General features: G+C 67.5%; 6 protein-coding genes. 2 read left to right on the top strand and 4 right to left on the bottom strand.

Translation table 11 applies throughout. The features are described 5' to 3' along the window. Positions 1 to 28: 28 nt before the first annotated feature. Positions 29 to 682, bottom strand: a complete 654-nt coding sequence (locus H7J93_RS23945) for a DUF998 domain-containing protein (protein ID WP_267308775.1) — start codon at positions 680 to 682, stop codon at positions 29 to 31. Positions 683 to 839: 157 nt separating this feature from the next. Between H7J93_RS23945 and H7J93_RS23950 the strand changes: the two genes are divergently transcribed. Together H7J93_RS23950 and H7J93_RS23955 are read left to right on the top strand one after the other, a co-directional pair. Beyond that, entirely contained in the window at positions 840 to 3422 is a 2583-nt protein-coding gene (locus H7J93_RS23950) for an ABC transporter ATP-binding protein/permease (protein WP_267308776.1), read from the top strand. Further along, the gene (locus H7J93_RS23955; RefSeq protein ID WP_267308777.1) at positions 3419 to 5170 is read left to right on the top strand and encodes an ABC transporter ATP-binding protein; all 1752 of its coding nucleotides are present in this window, start codon (positions 3419 to 3421) and stop codon (positions 5168 to 5170) included. Before H7J93_RS23950 ends, H7J93_RS23955 begins: the two co-directional genes overlap by 4 nt. Positions 5171 to 5262: 92 nt before the next feature. Here H7J93_RS23955 and mbtG read toward each other — a convergent pair whose 3' ends face one another. Genes mbtG through H7J93_RS23970 form a run of 3 tightly spaced genes read right to left on the bottom strand, consistent with a single transcriptional unit; the run spans position 5263 to position 16024 of the window. Further along, positions 5263 to 6579: an NADPH-dependent L-lysine N(6)-monooxygenase MbtG gene (gene mbtG / locus H7J93_RS23960; protein WP_267308778.1), complete on the bottom strand. Its 1317-nt coding sequence runs from the start codon at positions 6577 to 6579 to the stop codon at positions 5263 to 5265. Beyond that, the gene (locus tag H7J93_RS23965) at positions 6576 to 10919 is read right to left on the bottom strand and encodes a non-ribosomal peptide synthetase (RefSeq protein WP_267308779.1); all 4344 of its coding nucleotides are present in this window, start codon (positions 10917 to 10919) and stop codon (positions 6576 to 6578) included. Before H7J93_RS23965 ends, mbtG begins: the two co-directional genes overlap by 4 nt. Then, positions 10916 to 16024, bottom strand: coding sequence for a non-ribosomal peptide synthetase (locus H7J93_RS23970; protein WP_267308780.1), 5109 nt, complete (start codon positions 16022 to 16024; stop codon positions 10916 to 10918). Before H7J93_RS23970 ends, H7J93_RS23965 begins: the two co-directional genes overlap by 4 nt. Positions 16025 to 16165 lie beyond the last annotated feature (141 nt).

Below are 16165 nucleotides of genomic sequence, written 5' to 3' on the forward strand. Positions count from 1 at the left end.
AACTCCTTCCGCGCGCCCCGTTGCAACGTCACGTCGGGGTCGGACCAACAAGACGCGGTCTGACCAACAGTGCGATACCGGTGAAAATCTGCCAGATCATGATCGTGTACACACTGCCCCGCTCGACGAGACCGATATGCATGAAGTCGCGCGCCCAGGTGTTGTACGTCTGCAGCAGCGCCGCGGTCGTCAGGCCCGCCACGCCGATCAGCACCCCGATAGGCCGGTACCAGCGCAGCGACACCGCATAGCCGACCACCGCCGACCCGACGATGACGGCGCCATTGCCTCCGCAGATCGCCATAAACGCACCGAGCCGGTGCAGCCAGTCGTAGCCGTCATTCCACAACGGCGAGAAGCCGTGCACGAAGCCGACAAGCACATTGCCGACGGCGTTGATGGTGGTCAGCAGGAGGAAGATCGCACCCCGCCACTGTCCGCCGAGTGCGTGGACGGCCGCGATCGCCCCGGCGAGGAACAGCGCGGCCTGCAGATAGAACGCCGCGTTCATCAGCGATGCGCGCGGTGACCATTCGGGGACGCCCAGGACGCTGATGTACTGCGCGACATAGCTGTACGACGGAACGGCGGCCGCCGCGATGGCCTCGAACGTGATGAAGATGACGGCCGCAGAGATCCACAAGACGGCGGCGGCCGTGAGCGCACGCCGGCGAGTGGTCACGGCACAACCGTAGAGCAGCCCGACGGTCTCAGCCGGTTACTACAACAGGCGTTTTCGCTGCACTCGGGGCCGATGCGGTCGGCAGGACGGGGCCCACCGAATTAGTCCAAGGTTAGGCTACGCTAACTGAAATCCGGGCGACCAGAGGATTCAGGACATGGGTAGAGGTTTGCAGGGCGCCCTGCTGCGGGGCTTTGGGGGACGCGACCACGAGGCCACCGTCCATGAAGTCTCGCGGATTGCCCCGCACTTCGTCCGGATCACGATGTCGTCGCCGACGCTCTTCGAGGACGTCACGGTCGAGCCGACGGCCTTTCTGCGGTTCTGGTTCCCCGACCCGGAGGGCAGCGACAGCGAGTTTCAGCGCGTCTACACGATCGTGTGGGCCGACCCGGACTCGGGCCGCTTCGCGATCGACATGGTGCTGCACGAACCGTCCGGACCCGCGAGTCATTGGGCTGCCAACGCCGAACCGGGCATGACGCTGCCGGTCGTATCGCTGGGATCCAGGGGCTTTCACGTCCCCGACGAACTGCCGGCGGGCTTCCTTCTGATCGGCGACTCGGCATCGATACCCGCCATCAACTCGATCCTGGCGGTGATCCCCGCCGATATCGACGTCGAGGTGTACCTGGAACGCCACAGCGCCGACGATGAACTCATTCCGATCGTGGACCATCCGCGTCGGGTTCTGCACTGGGTCGACAGAACGGATGACCTCGCGCTCGCCGCGGCGATCGAAGACCGTGACTGGTCGGATTGGTACGCGTGGGCGGGCCCCGAGGCCGGTTCCCTCAAGCATCTGCGCAAGCGGTTGCGGGAGGCGTTCGGATTCCCGAAGACCGATCTGCATGCGCAGGCGTACTGGACGCAGGGCCGCGAGATGGGTAGCCGCCGCGACGGCGACGACAAGCCGACCGCCGAGGTCAAGCGCGCCGAGCCGGTGGCCGCTGTCGTCACCGAAAGCGCCGCACCCAAGGGACGGTGGCGATCGCAAGCGGCCAAGGATCTGCTGGCGCCGGTGAAGCCGCAGCTGATCGCCACCGGCGTGCTGGAGCTGCTGATCACCTTGCTGCAGCTGGCCCCGTTCGTCGTGTTGGTCGAACTGGCCAGGCAACTGCTGGGCGGTGCGGGCGAGTCCGCGCTACGGGGCACGTTGATCGTTTTCGTCGTGCTGCTGGGCGCCGGCGCCCTGCTGAGCGCCGGACTTCTGTTGTGGCTGCACGTAGTTGACATGCGGTTCAGCGCTACGGTTCGCCGACGATTACTCGACAAGCTCGCGCGCGTGCCGCTGGGGTGGTTCACACAGCGCGGGTCGGGTGCGGTCAAGAAACTCATCCAGGACGACACCCTGGCGCTGCACTACCTCGTGACGCACGCGGTGTCGGATGCGGTTGCCGCCGTCGTCGCACCGCTCGCCGTTCTCGTGTACCTCTTCATCGTCGATTGGCGATTGGCGCTGATCCTGCTCCTGCCGATCCTGGTCTACATCATCACCACGTGGACGATGGTGTACCAGAGCGGTCCAAAGATCACCGAGGCGTCGCGGTGGGCCGAGCGGATGAACGGTGAAGCGGCGGCGTACCTCGAGGGTCAGCCGGTCATCAGGGTGTTCGGTGGTGCGGCCGCCTCGTCGTTCCGCCGCAGTCTGGACGACTACATCGAGTTCCTCAACGTCTGGCAGCGGCCGTTCATCGGCAAGAAGACGTTCATGGATCTGGTGACCCGTCCCTCGACGTTCCTGTGGCTCATCGCTTCGGCGGGAACCCTTTTCGTCATTTCAGGTGCGATGGAGCCGACGACGCTGCTGCCGTTCCTCATCCTCGGCACCACCTTCGGCACTCGCCTGTTGGGTATCGCGTTCGGCTTCGGCGGTCTGCGCGAAGGCATGCAGGCCGCCCGCCGAATCGCCGTCACCCTCGACGAGGACGAACTGGCCACGCGCAACGAGGAGGCAGCCTCACCTGCTCCCGCGCCGGGCACGGTCACCTTCGAGAACGTCGTGTTCGGTTACCGCCCAGGGGTTCCCGTCATCCAGGACGTGAGCTTCACCCTGCGGCCGGGCACGGTCACCGCACTGGTGGGCCCGTCGGGCTCCGGCAAGTCGACGCTGGCCTCGCTGCTTGCGCGGTTCCACGACATCGACCAGGGCGCGATCCGGATCGACGGTCGCGACGTGCGGTCGCTGACGCCGGACGAGTTGTACACCAAGGTCGGTTTCGTCTTCCAGGACGTCCAGCTGGTCCACGGCTCCGTCCGCGACAACATCGCGCTGGCCCGGCCCGAGGCGGGCCTCGACGACGTCAAGGCCGCCGCGACGGACGCGCAGATCCATGACCGGATCATGCGGTTGCCCAACGGCTATGACACCGTGCTCGGTGCCAACAGTCAGCTGTCGGGAGGCGAACGCCAGCGCCTGACGATCGCCAGGGCGCTGCTCGCCGACACCCCGATACTGATCATGGACGAGGCGACGGCCTTCGCCGACCCGGAATCGGAATACCTTGTGCAGCAGGCGTTGGGCCGTCTCATCCGTAACCGGACCGTGCTGGTGATCGCCCATCGGTTGCACACCTTCACCGAGGCTGATCAGATCGTCGTCCTCGATCACGGACGTATCGCCGAAATCGGCACGCACACCGAGCTGCTCAACGCCGACGGCCGCTACCGACAGCTGTGGGACAGCCGCCTCGGCGAGACTCGGACGCAGAGCGTACTGACTGGGGAGGCCACCCGATGATCGGCAATCTTCTCCGCCTGATCCCCGCCGAACACCGCGGCGTGCTCATCGGCTACACAGCGCTGACATTCGTCTCGGTGATCCTGCGGGCCGCGGCCGCGCTGCTGTTGGTGCCGCTGCTCGGCGCCCTGTTCAGCTCGACGCCCGCCGATGCGCTGACTTGGCTCGGCGTGCTCAGCGCGGTCACCGCGGTCGGCTGGGTGGTCGACATGACCCTGGCGCGCATCGGCTACCGCATCGGTTTCGCACTGGTCAACGACACTCAGCATCGAATGGCCGATCGGCTCACCGACATTCCGCTTGGCTGGTTCACCCCCGACAACACCGCGATGGCGCGCCAGGCCATCGCCGCGAGCGCTCCCGATGTCGTCGCGTTCGTCGCGAACCTGCTCACGCCGTTCCTCGGCGCGGTGCTGCTGCCCGCGGCGATCACGGTCGGATTGTTCTTCGTCTCTTGGCAACTCGGTGTCGCGGCGGCGATCACGCTGCCGCTGCTGTTGGGCGCGCTGGTGGCCAGCCAGCGGATCGTGCGCGCCGCCGACGCGGCCGACTCGCGGGCGCACAATGCACTGACCGAGCGGATCTTGGAGTTCGCACGCACCCAGCAGGCGCTGCGGGCGAGCCGGCGGGCCACCGCCGCGCGCAGCCAGACGGGTGAGGCGGTGACCTCCGCACAGGGCGCGACGATGCGGCTGCTGCTGTTCCAGATCCCCGGGCAGCTGTTGTTCAGCGTCGCCAGCCAGATCGCGCTCATCGCGCTGGCGGGCACGATCACGACGCTTGCGGTGCGCGGTGAGATCGGTGCACCGGAAGCCGTGGCGCTGTTGATCGTCATGGTGCGGTTCCTCGAGCCCTTCACCGTGCTGGCCGACCTGTCCACCGCCGTCGAGTCGTCGCGCGGCGTGCTCGCGAATCTGCGCAGCATCATCGATGCTCCCCGCGCCGCTCAGGGCGCCGATCGCACTGACTCCCGGGTCGGAACCCGTTCGCCTCGAATCGAATTCCGCGACGTCAGCTTCCGCTACGACGGTTCGGACACCGACGTTCTCTCCGGGCTGAACTTTGTGCTGGAGCCCGGGAGCACGACGGCGATCGTCGGACCGTCGGGTTCGGGCAAGAGCACCATCCTGTCGCTGATCGCCGGCCTGCACACACCCGACCGCGGTCAGATCCTCGTCGACGGCACCGATATCGGCGATCTCGATCCACGCACGCGCCAGGAGCTGGTCAGCATGGTGTTCCAGCATCCGTATCTGTTCGACGGTCCGCTCGAGGACAACGTCCGCGCCGGCCACCCGGACGCCGCCGACAAGGATGTCCGAGATGCCATGTCGCTGGCCCGCGTCGACGAGATCGTCTCGCGCCTACCCGACGGCGGGACGACCCGGGTCGGCGAGGCGGGCGCCGCGCTGTCCGGTGGTGAGCGTCAACGGGTCAGCATCGCCCGCGCACTCGTGAAGCCTGCGGGTGTCCTGCTGATCGACGAGGCGACCAGCGCACTGGACAACGAGAACGAGTCGTCGGTCACCGACGCGGTCAGAGACGATCCGCGCGGGCGCACCCGCGTCATCGTCGCGCATCGCCTCGGCGCGATCCGCAACGCCGACCAGGTGTTGTTCGTCGCCGACGGTGCGATCGTCGAGCAGGGCGGGATCGACGAACTGACCCAGCGCGGTGGGCACTTCGCCGAGTTCTGGCGGCAGCAGGAGAAGAGTTCCGGCTGGCGGATCGCCGCCGCCCCGGCCTAGGCGACCTTCAAGCCCCTAAGAGCGAGATTGCACTCAGGGCTGTCGAGATCAACACAGCCCTGGATGCAATCTCGACCCTAGGACCGTCGAGGTCAGCCGACCCTGGCCACATCTGTACGGACACGCTCTCCTGTCGCGCTGAAGTCGGCACCGAGCACCCGGTCGGACAGCAACCCGAGGCAGGACAGGTTGGGAAAACCCGGTCCCTGCGTCAGTCCGGACAGGCCGGGCAGGAACAGTTTCGGTGTGAGACCGGTGATCGCCAGGTCGTCGCCGATGGACTCCTGCAGTGAGTCACCGGTGAGTGGACCCCCGAGGCTCAGCTCGAGCAGGTCCAGCGCGTCCTGTCGTAGCAGAGGTACGAACCACAGGGAGTCGGCACCCGACCCGTCGATCACCATGTCGAAACCATGTACGGTCTCGAGGTTCTCACCGTATTGATTCGTGCTCAGCGTCAAGCGGATTCGGCCATCTCGAGGCACCGCGTGCGCGACGCGACCCCGAAGGTGGCGGATCCGGTCGTCGGACAGCAGCGCATCCTGCACCCGGGCGGAGAACACCCCGCGGTCCGTGCGGAACAGCGCATCGCGCCGCTCCTCGAGCGTGAGAGCGGTCCAGCCGGTGGGGTCGGAGAACAGTGTGTTCTCGAAGAACCCCTCGCCTCGGGTGAACAGTGTCACCTGGGGCGAAATGACGGTGATCGTCGAAACCCGGTGCCGGAAAAGCTCATTGAGCATAGACGCGGCGGTCTCACCGCCCCCGATCACGGCAACGCGCTCGGCGGTGAGGTCGTTGCGCGCGGCCCGGTGCCAGAACTGCGCGATCGACAGCACCCGCGGGTTGCCGGGCAGTATCGACCGCTCGGGCTGGCCGGGACCGGTGATCATCACGCCGTCGGCGAGCACCACCTGGTCGGGTGTGTGCAGCGCCCATCGCGACGTCTCGGCTGTGCCGTCCACGGAGATCCCGGTGACCTCGCCGGAGATGACGTTCATCTCGCAGTTGCCCGCGACCCAGCGCAGGTACTGGCTCCACTTGCGGTGAGGGGGTGCGGGTCTGCCGCGGTCCACCCATTCTGCGAACTGGCCGGTGGCGATCAGATAGGACTGCCAACTGTGCCGGGTCATGCGTTCATCGAGTTCGGCATTGCGGCCCGGCGCCTGGGCCCCCGCCCGCAGGGCAGGGGACGACGAGCGATACGGGAAGCCGACGTCTTTCTCGGGGCTGGTGCCCAGCCGGTGCTGACCGTCGGTCCAGCCGCCCTCGGCCTGCCAGTTGGCCGCGACGCCGGTGCGTTCCACCGCAACGACTTTGGGCACATCGACGCCCATGTCGTGGAGTTCGGCCGCCTTGGCAGCGACGGCGACGGCCTTCGCTCCGGCTCCGACAACGGCAAGGGTGGGTCTCATGGTGCAACCTCTCGTAGCGAGTCCTGCCACATCGACTGCAGCGTCGCGACGTCGTGGGCGGAGAGGATGTCCGGCAGCGTGCGCCACTGCGTGCCTAGTACCTGGTTGTCCCCTTCGCCGAGCACCGCCGCCAAGATGGTCAACTCGTGGCGCACCGCGAGTTCGGGTTCGGGCAGCGGGGACACCTGCGCCAGCAGCTCGCGGTCGGGTTTCAACTCGCCGCCGACCGCGACGTGGATCCTGCCCAGGAAGTTCAGCAGAATCTGCGGTTCGGCATACGCCTTCAGCCGCTGGGCGGTATCCCTACGCAGATAGCGCAGCAGCCCGTAGTCGATACCGTCGCTCGGCATCGCATCGATCGCCGCGCGCGTGGGAATGCGCAGCGGGTAGATCGCGGTGAGCAGCCCGACGGTGTCGGAGGTGTCGGCGTCTTCGACGATGTCGTCGGCGCGGCCGTGGGTCTCCAGCGCGAGAAGCGGTGGCGCCAAGTCCTGTCCGCGGCGGCGCCGCCACCGGGTGACGGTTCGAGCGGCCGCATCGGCCAGCAGGTGCTGAATCGGCTCCGACGCGTTCAGCAGCCGTCGCGACACGTCGGCATCAGCCAGCACAGTGGTGACGACGACATCGCCGATCCGATCGGTCTGCGGCCGCACCCGGCGGGCCCCGATCGTCGGGTCGTCGCCGCGGAGCTGGTCTTCCCAGAAGTCACACGTGTCGAGGGTGGCGGCCCGTTCGCCGAGCATCCGCGACCATTGCCGATAGCTGGTGTGCTCGCGGGTGGGCACCGGGTCCCGTCCCGATTTGATGGTGTGCCATCCCGCGTCCAGCTCGCCGAACACGATCCGCCACGACGCCGGATCCAGTGCCAGCACGTGTGCGGTGAGCAGCAGCACGCCGGGCGCGTCGGGCTCCTGCAACCACACCGCGGAAAGCATCGAACCCTGCTGTGGGTCAAGACTTTCCACTGACCGCCGCGACTGTTCGGCAACCGCGGCCGCCATGTCGCCGTCGACCCAGACCTCGGTCAGGAGATTTCCCGGCTGGTGCTCGACGAGCGTCATCGTGTCGATGTCCAGGCGGCTGCGCAGCGCTTCGTGTCCGTCAACGACGGCCTGCAGCATGCGGTCCAGATCAGCCCGGGTGATCCCGTCGGGTAGCCGGACCGCCTCTGTCTGCGCCAGCCGCCGCGGCCTGCCGTGTTCGTAAAGCCAGTGCGCGTTGGGCAGCACAGGGATCGGGCCGCTCTCCCCCTCGTCCTGGCGGGCGACGGTGACGGCCTCGCTGTCGATGGCCGCAGCGAGCTCGCGGATGGTCGCGCATTCGAGCATCAGTCGCGCCCGCAACGGAATACCGCGCCTGCGGGCGGCCTGCACCACCGACAGCGCGACGATGCTGTCGAGGCCGAGTTGAAGGAATTCCGCGGTGACGTCGATCTCGACGCCGTCGAGCAGTTCGGCCAGCACCGCAACGAGCGCCGACTCGGTTTCGGTCTCCGGTGCGGCCGACGGGCCGTCGTCGACGGAGATCGCGGCCAGTGCGGCGTCGTCGATCTTGCCGTGCGACGTCAGCGGCATCTGGTCGACGGTCACGATGTTCTGCGGAACCATGTAGCGCGGCAACCGCTTCGACAGCATCGCCCGCAGTTCCGCCACATCGGGTGCCGGGTCGGCGGCCACGTATGCCATCAGCCGCTGTCCGCCGCGAATCCCCTGGCGCACCGCGACGTGGGCGTGCTGCACCGCCGGATGGCTGTGCAGCACCGCCGCGATCTCCGCGGGCTCGACGCGGAAGCCGCGAATCTTGACCTGCGCGTCGGACCGGCCCAGGAACTGCAGTGTCCCGTCGGGCTGGCGGCGCACCACGTCGCCGGTCCGGTACATCCGCTCGCCGGACGCATATGGGTCTGCGACGAACCGGCCCGCTGTCTCACCGGGCCGCCCGAGATATCCGCGCGTCAACTGGTGACCCGCCAGGTAGAGCTCGCCGGACACGCCCGCAGGGACGAGCCGCAGCCATGAATCGAGCACGTACGCGCGGGTGCCCGCGGTGGGCCGCCCGATGGTCGGCTTCTCGTGGTCGGCGATCGCCGCGACGACGGCCTCGACCGTGGTTTCGGTTGGGCCGTAACAGTTGTAGGCCGACATGCCGGTGCGTGCGCATTCGTCACGGATCTGGTTCCACGCGGGTATGCCGATCGCCTCACCGCCGAGCGCGAGCACGCCGAGGGGCACCGTGGTCAGCAGGCCGACGGCGTACAACTGAGCGAGCATCGACGGTGTGGTGTCGATCATGTCGATGCCGTAGCGCGCGATGGTCTCGACCAGCGCCTCGGCGTCGCGTTGGACGTCGGCGTCGACGATGTGCACCGAGTGGCCGTCGAGCAACGCGACCAGTGGCTGCCACGCGGCGTCGAATGTGAACGACCAGGCGTGCGCCACCCGCAACGGATGGCTCAGCCGGGCCGCCGCGGGTCGCAGCACATGCTGCGCGTGGTCCTCGGCGTAGGCGAGCAATGCCTGGTGGGTTCCGATGACACCCTTGGGCCGGCCCGTCGTACCCGAGGTGAACACCATGTAGGCCGCCTGACCGGGCCGCGCGGCGACGGGTTGGAAGTCGGGATGCTCGGCGGGCACCTCCGCGACCAGCGCGTCGTCGACGACGACCGCAGGCCGGCATTGGCTGAGGATGTCTGCGACCCGCTCGGACGGCATGGCCGGGTCGAGCGGAACGATCACCCCGCCCGCCTTGAGCACGCCCAGCATGGCAATCACGTACTGCGGACCGCGGGACAGGTTGATCGCCACCGGATCCTCGCGCTGCACACCACGCGTCACCAACACGGCCGCGAGGCGGTCGGCGGCCTCGTCGAGTTCGCGGTAGGTCAAAATGCCGTCGGTCCAGCTGAGCGCCGGAGAGCCGAGCCTGGTGTAAGCGGTCTCGGTGAACTTGGTGTGCACACCCGCATGGGTTGGCGCACCGAGCGGTTCCTCGGCGACGGTCGCCTCACCGTCGAGCAGAATGCTGACGTTGCGTAGCGCGCTGTCCCACTGGGCAATCAGCCGCTGGACGGTGGTCAGCAGGCGGTCGCCCAGCGATTCTGGACTCATCGTGCCCAACGCACCATCGACGACCTCGACGAGCACCGTGAGCTGATCGTCAACCATGTGGGCGGCGATCGTCACCGGAAAGTGCGACAGGCTCTCCAGCGACGCCGGTCGGAATGTGGCGCCGTTGGCGGTGAATTCGCCGCCTCCGACAAGTTCGCCGGGCGGGAAGTTCTCGTAGACCAACAGGCTGTCGTAGAGCTCGCCGACACCGCCGAGCGCGCGGAGTTCGGAGTGGGCCAGGTAGCTGTGGTCGCGCAGTTTCGCCGCTTCGCGTTGCAGCGCAACGCATTGCGTACCCACTCCCATGACGGGGTCCAGCCGCACCCGCAGCGGAACGGTGTTGATGAACAGGCCGATCATGGTTTCGACGCCCGTGAGTTCGCTGGGCCTGCCGGACACCGTGACGCCGAATACGACGTCGCTGCGGTCGGTGAACGCCGAAAGCAGCATGGCCCAGCTCATTTGGACCAGCGTGTTGACGGTGACGCCCCGTGATCGTGCAGCTTCGGCCAACTGCACGGTGGTCTGCCGGTCGAGTTTCAGCTCGGTGCGCCGCGGCGAACCGGTCGGCGGCTCACCGGCGGTCAGCGATGGCGTCACCAGCGTCGGACCGTCGAGGCCGCGGAGGTGGTCGCGCCACAGCTGCCGGCTGAGGTCTTGGTCTCGTGCTGCCAGCCATCCGATGTAGTCGCGGTAGGGCCGCGGTGGCGGTGGCAGCACGCCGACGTCGCCGCCTGCACGGTACAGCGTGATCAGCTCACCCATGAACAGCGGCAATGACCACCCGTCGAGGAGGATGTGGTGGGCGACGATCACGAAGCGCCAATGCGATTGGGGTACTTCGATGATCAGGAAACGGATCGCGGGTCCGCGTTCCAGATCGAATGGGCGGCGCCGTTCGTCGGCATCGAGAGCTTCCACCTCGTCAGCGGTCGCGGTGATCGTGCGCCACGGCACGTCGACCCGGGTGGGGACCACCTGGACGGGCCGACTCAGTTCGCCGTGGAGGAAGCTGGCCCGCAAGTTGGGGTGGCGTGCCAGCAGCGCTGCGGCACAGTCGCGCAGCAGTGCCTGGTCGAACTCCCCGACGATGTCGGCGGACAGCGCGATGACGTAGGGGTCCTCGGCCCCATCATCCCCACTGTTCAGCTTCGACAGTGAGTACAGCCCCTGCTGTAGCGGGCTCAGGGCCATCACGTCCTCGATGGCCACCTTCGTTTCGGTTGCGGTCACGGCTCTCCGTGTTGCGATGCCGAGAACAAGGCCGTCACCGAGGCGAGTTCGTCATCCGACAACCCCGACGCCGCCATCGGTTCGTGGTGGGTGTCACCGATCGAGGGGCCGGCCTCGGCGTTGTCGACGGTCGCGGCCAGGTCGTGAATCGCCGGATGTTCGAACACCATTCGCGCCGTCAGCGGAATGCCCGCGTCACGCGCCCGTGCGGCCAACTGCACCGCCATGATGCTGTCGCCGCCGAGGCTGAAGAAGTTGTCGTTGCGCCCGATCTCGGGCACCTCGAGCGCCTCCGCGAGCATCTCGGCGAGTATGCGTTCAGTCTCGGTGCGGACAGGTTCGGCCGGACCGACGCGGTCTGCGGGAGCAGCGAGCACGGCCTCGGCCTCGGCCTCGGCCTCGATGATCTCGAGCTGACCCTCCGCGGTCCAGCGGCCTCGCTCACCGGTGGGCGTGAGCCTGGTGACCTGGTCCGCGTCTACGTGCTCTGTGTGGTCATATACGTCACCGATCACGCCCACTGCGACGGCATCTCGCCAATGGTCGAGCACGCTGAGACCGGCCCCGGTGCTGAACGCGTACACCCGACGCCGCTCCTCGCGGTCGGCGATCAGGACGTCGCGCAGCCTCTGGTCGGGATCGTCGGCGAACGCCGTCAGCACCCGACCCAGCCACCGCACGTAGCGTTCGGCCGTGGACCGCCGGTACAGGTCGGTGCGATAGATGACATGGCAGCGGTACCCGTCGTCGACGGCGAAGAAGTTGACCGACAGGTCGGCGTGCGCGACGTCGAACGGCGGCTCGAGCGCGGTGAACATCGTGTCGCCGTCGGCGCCGGAGTCCACCAGTTGCCCTGCGGGCAAGGCTTCCCGAACGTGCACAACGACGTTGAAGAGCGGATTGCGCGACAACGACCGCGCGGGCCGCACCGCGTCGACGACGTGGTCGAAGGGCAGGTCCTGGTTCGCGTACGCCTCCAGCGCGGTGTCGCGGGCCGCCTTCAGCACGTCCCGCAACGACGGGTTGCCGCTCAGGTCGTTGCGCAGCACCACGATGTTGATGAAGAAGCCGACCAACTGATCGAGCGCCGCCTCGGTGCGTCCGGCCACCGGGGTGCCCAGCGGGATGTCGGTGCCCTCGCCGGCCTTGTGCAAAGCGACGGCGACCGCCGATTGAAGCAGCATGAATTCGGTGACACCGAGTTCCTGGCTCAGCTCGGCGAACTTCACACGGGTGGCGGCGTCGATCGTGAACTCGACGGCGTCGCCCTCGCCGCTCAGCGTGGCCGGACGAGCGAAATCCGGTGTCAGCCCGACACCCTCGCGCAGTCCCGCAAGCTGTCGGCGCCAGTACTCGCGCTGCGCCGCGATGGGTCCTTCGGCGTCGGCCAGCAGCGTGGCCTGCCAGGCCGCGTAGTCCGCATACTGCACCGGCATCGGTGCGAACTTCGGTGCCTCACCGGACCGGCGCGCGCGGTACGCCGTCAGCAGGTCGTTGAACAGCACCATCGCCGACCAGTGGTCCGCGGCGATGTGATGGACGACCAACGAGACCACGTGCGCGTCGGGCGTCGACAGCACGGCCGCACGGATCGGCAGGTTTCGTTCGAGCTCGAATACGTGCCGCCGTTCCATGTCGAGTTCGGTCTGCAGCCAGGCGTCGTCACCGCCGTGGGCCCGCCGCACGGCGACCTCGTGGTCCTCGTCGACGATTTGGTATGGCACGCCGTCGATTTCGCGGTAGGTGGTTCGCAACACCTCGTGACGGGCGACGACATCGCGCATCGCCTGCACGAACGCTTCGGTGTCGCACGGCCCGGTGAGCCGGGCCGCGAACGGGATGTTGTTCACCGGATTCGGCCCGTCCACGCGGTATTGGAACCACATGCGCAGCTGTGACGCCGACATCTGCAGCGGACCGCCGCGAGGGATGGCGACGAGCCGCGGCCGCCGGGATTCGACGGCCGAAGCCGCATCGATCCGTTCGGCCAGTGCCTTCACCGTGCCGAGCTCGAAGACCTCGCGGACGCCGACGTCGACGTTGAACTGGTCCCGCACCGCCGCAACCAGTTTGGTGGCCAGCAGAGAGTGTCCGCCGAGATCGAAGAAGGAGTCGTCAGCACCTACCCGGTCGCGCCCGAGCAGTTCGGCGAACAGATCGGCGATGCGTCGCTGCGTGCCCTCGGCGGGCTCGCGGTACTCGACACCGGAGCCGATATCGGGTTCCGGCAGCGCGGTGCGGTCGATCTTGCCGTGCGCGGTGATCGGGATCTCGTCGAGCACGACGTACGCCGCGGGCGTCATGTACTCCGGCAGCGCAGCGGCGACCCGGGCTCGGATGCGTTCGACGTCGACGTCCTCGACGTCGTCGGCCGGCGTCAGATAGCCCACCAGGCTCTTGCCGAGGTTCGGCAGATCGCTGACGACGACGACCGCCTGCCCCACACTCGGGTCGACGGAGATCGCGGCGGCGACCTCACCGAGTTCGATCCGGAAACCGCGGATCTTGACCTGTTCGTCGGCGCGTCCGACGAACTCGATGTCACCGGCGGCATCGCGGCGGGCGAGATCGCCGGACCGGTAGAGCCGGCCGCCGGAGGTGAAGGGGTCGGCGACGAACCTCTCGGCGGTGAGCGTCGGTCTGCGGTGATAGCCCTGCGCGACATGCGTTCCGCCGATGTAGATCTCGCCGATGACCCCGACGGGAACCGGCTGCAGCGCATCGTCGAGCAGATGGATCTGGGTGTTGATCTTCGGTGTACCGATCGGGACGATCCGTGTGCCCTGCTTGCCCTCGACCTTGTACCGGCTGGCGTTGATCACTGTCTCGGTCGGTCCGTAGAAGTTGTGCAGCAGCGCGTCGAACGTGGCGTGGAACTTATCGGCGAGTTCACCCGGCAGCGCCTCGCCGCCGATCGGCACGCGCTGCAATGTCCGCCACTGATTCACACCCGGCAACGAGAGGAACAGGCCCAGCAGCGAGGGGACGAAGTGCATCGAGGTGATGCCCTCGTTGTGCAGGAGGTCGGTGAGATATCCGATGTCGCGCAGGCCGTCCGGGCGCGGGATGACCAGGCGCCCACCGCATCCCAGCATGCCGAAGATCTCCCCCATGGAGACGTCGAAGCTCGGCGACGCCACCTGCAGCAGTCGTTCGTTCTCGTCGATCTGGTAGTCGCCCTTGAACCAGACGAAGTACTCGGCGACGGGTCGGTGCGGCACCGGCACACCCTTGGGCAGCCCGGTCGAACCCGACGTGTAGATCAGGTAGGCGGTGCTCTCCGGGCTCAACGGCCTGACCCGGTCGGCGTCGGTGGGGTTGTCCTCCCGGAGGCCGTCGAGTTCGGTAACGGCCTCGCGCAGCACCAGTTTCGGGTCCGAGTCGGAGAGGATGAAGCTGAGCCGGTCCTCCGGATAGGTCGGGTCGACCGGCAGGTAGACGGCGCCCGCCTTGATCACACCGAGAGCGGTGATCACCAGTTCGGGTGACCGATCGAGCAGCACCGCGATACGGTCCTCGGTGCCGATGCCCTTCGCGATCAACCAGTGCGCGAACCGGTTCGCCGCCTCGTTGATCTCGCGGTAGGTGTAGTGACGGCCTTCGTAGACGACGGCCACCGCGTCGGGCGTGCGGGCGACCTGCGATTCCACCAGAGTGGCCAATGTCTGTGCTTCAGTGACGAATTCCTCGCCTGCCGATACCCGGCGCAGCCAGTCGATGTCGGCAGGGGTCATCAGGCCGAGCTCGCTGATGGGCTGGTCTGGATCAGCCAGCGCGCTGTCCAACAGCACCGCGTAGTGCTCGACCATCTGCCGCACGAGCGCGGCATTGAGCAACTCGACGAGGTATTCGGCCTCCACGACGACGCCGGTGTCGTCGAATTCGACCATGAATCCCAGTGGCAGCTGGGTGAACTGGGCGCGTAGGTCGGCTCGGCTGCACGTGATGCCGGCAGGGTTGAAGCCCGCACCGTCGGCTCCCCGCGCACCGAAGGTCACCCGGGTCATCCGCTCCGCGCCGTGCCGGCGGTCGGGGTTGAGCTCACGGACCACGCGGTCGATGTTGACGTGCTGATGTGCGAACGCGCCTACCGCGGTGTCGCGCGCATCGGCGAGCACCTCACGGAACGTCTGGCGGCGCTGCGGACGAAGACGCAGCGCGACGGTGTTGCCGTAGTACCCGATGACGTTCTCGAGTTCCGCGCTGCGATTGAGCACCGGCGCGGCGACGAGGAAGTCGTCGGAGTGCGTGTAGCGGTGAATCAGGACGCCGAACGCAGCGAGCAGCACCATGTACGGGGTTGCGCCGGACTCCTTGGCCAACGCAGCAACCCGGGCGACCGTCGCCTCGGGCAACTGCAACGTGGTGCGCGCCGAACGCCAATTCGTCGGTATGGCGGAGCCATTGGGCCCCGGAAGCTCGAGGGGCTCCGGCGGATCGGCCATCACCGTGCGCCAGTAGTCGAGGTCCTCAGGGGTCGCGCTGTCCGCATGGGACGGGACCGAAAGGGACGGGCCGAGGTGTTCACCGTTGTAGGCCCGGGTGAGGTCGGCGAAGAACACTTGCCAGCAGCCGTCGTCCCATGCGATGTGGTGTGCGACCAGCAACATGACGTACTCGCCGGGCCCGGTGCGGACGAGGGTCAAGCGCAGCGGGGCATCGGCACTGAGGTCGAAGTGCGCGCTGAACTCTCGCTGCGCCAACACTTCCAGGCGCAACCGCTGAGGTGTGTCGGCCAGATCGGACAGGTCGTGGACGGACCAGCCGGGTGGGAGGTCGGGGTGCACAGTCGGCTGCGGTTCACCGTCGGAGTCGGCCGCGTAGGTGGTGCGCAGCAGTTCATGGCGCGCCGACACGGCGTTGACGGCGTCCCGCAGCCTCGCCACATCAAGTGCTCCGGTGATGCGGTACGACAGGCAGACGTTGAGCATCGCGCCGGTGGGATCGGCCATCTGAACGAACCACATGCGGCGTTGACCATCGGACATCCCGCCGCTGCGGGTGCTCTGTGGCACGGGGCTGACCGACTTCAATCCCCGTTCGGCCAATCTGCGGCGGATCAGCTCCAGCCGGTGCTCACCAAGCTCCTCTGCGATGTCAGTCACGCGTGTTTCACTCTCTTCTGATCTCTCTGATCGTTTCCGGGAATGAGACCGGCGATGCTCAGCCCCGGTGGTGTCTCGCAGCTGGGCCTGCACGCCAAAATTCCCCGAGCGTGAATTAGTGCAGGCTGCCCTAAGTAGGTG

Source organism: Mycobacterium barrassiae, from assembly GCF_025822765.1.
Classification (GTDB): domain Bacteria; phylum Actinomycetota; class Actinomycetes; order Mycobacteriales; family Mycobacteriaceae; genus Mycobacterium; species Mycobacterium barrassiae.

Coding starts and splice junctions, on each gene's coding strand:
- H7J93_RS23950 (WP_267308776.1), top strand. CDS start 840: ATGGGTAGAGGTTTGCAGGGCGCCCTGCTGCGGGGCTTTGGGGGACGC.
- H7J93_RS23955 (WP_267308777.1), top strand. CDS start 3,419: ATGATCGGCAATCTTCTCCGCCTGATCCCCGCCGAACACCGCGGCGTG.
- mbtG (WP_267308778.1), bottom strand. CDS start 6,579: ATGAGACCCACCCTTGCCGTTGTCGGAGCCGGAGCGAAGGCCGTCGCC.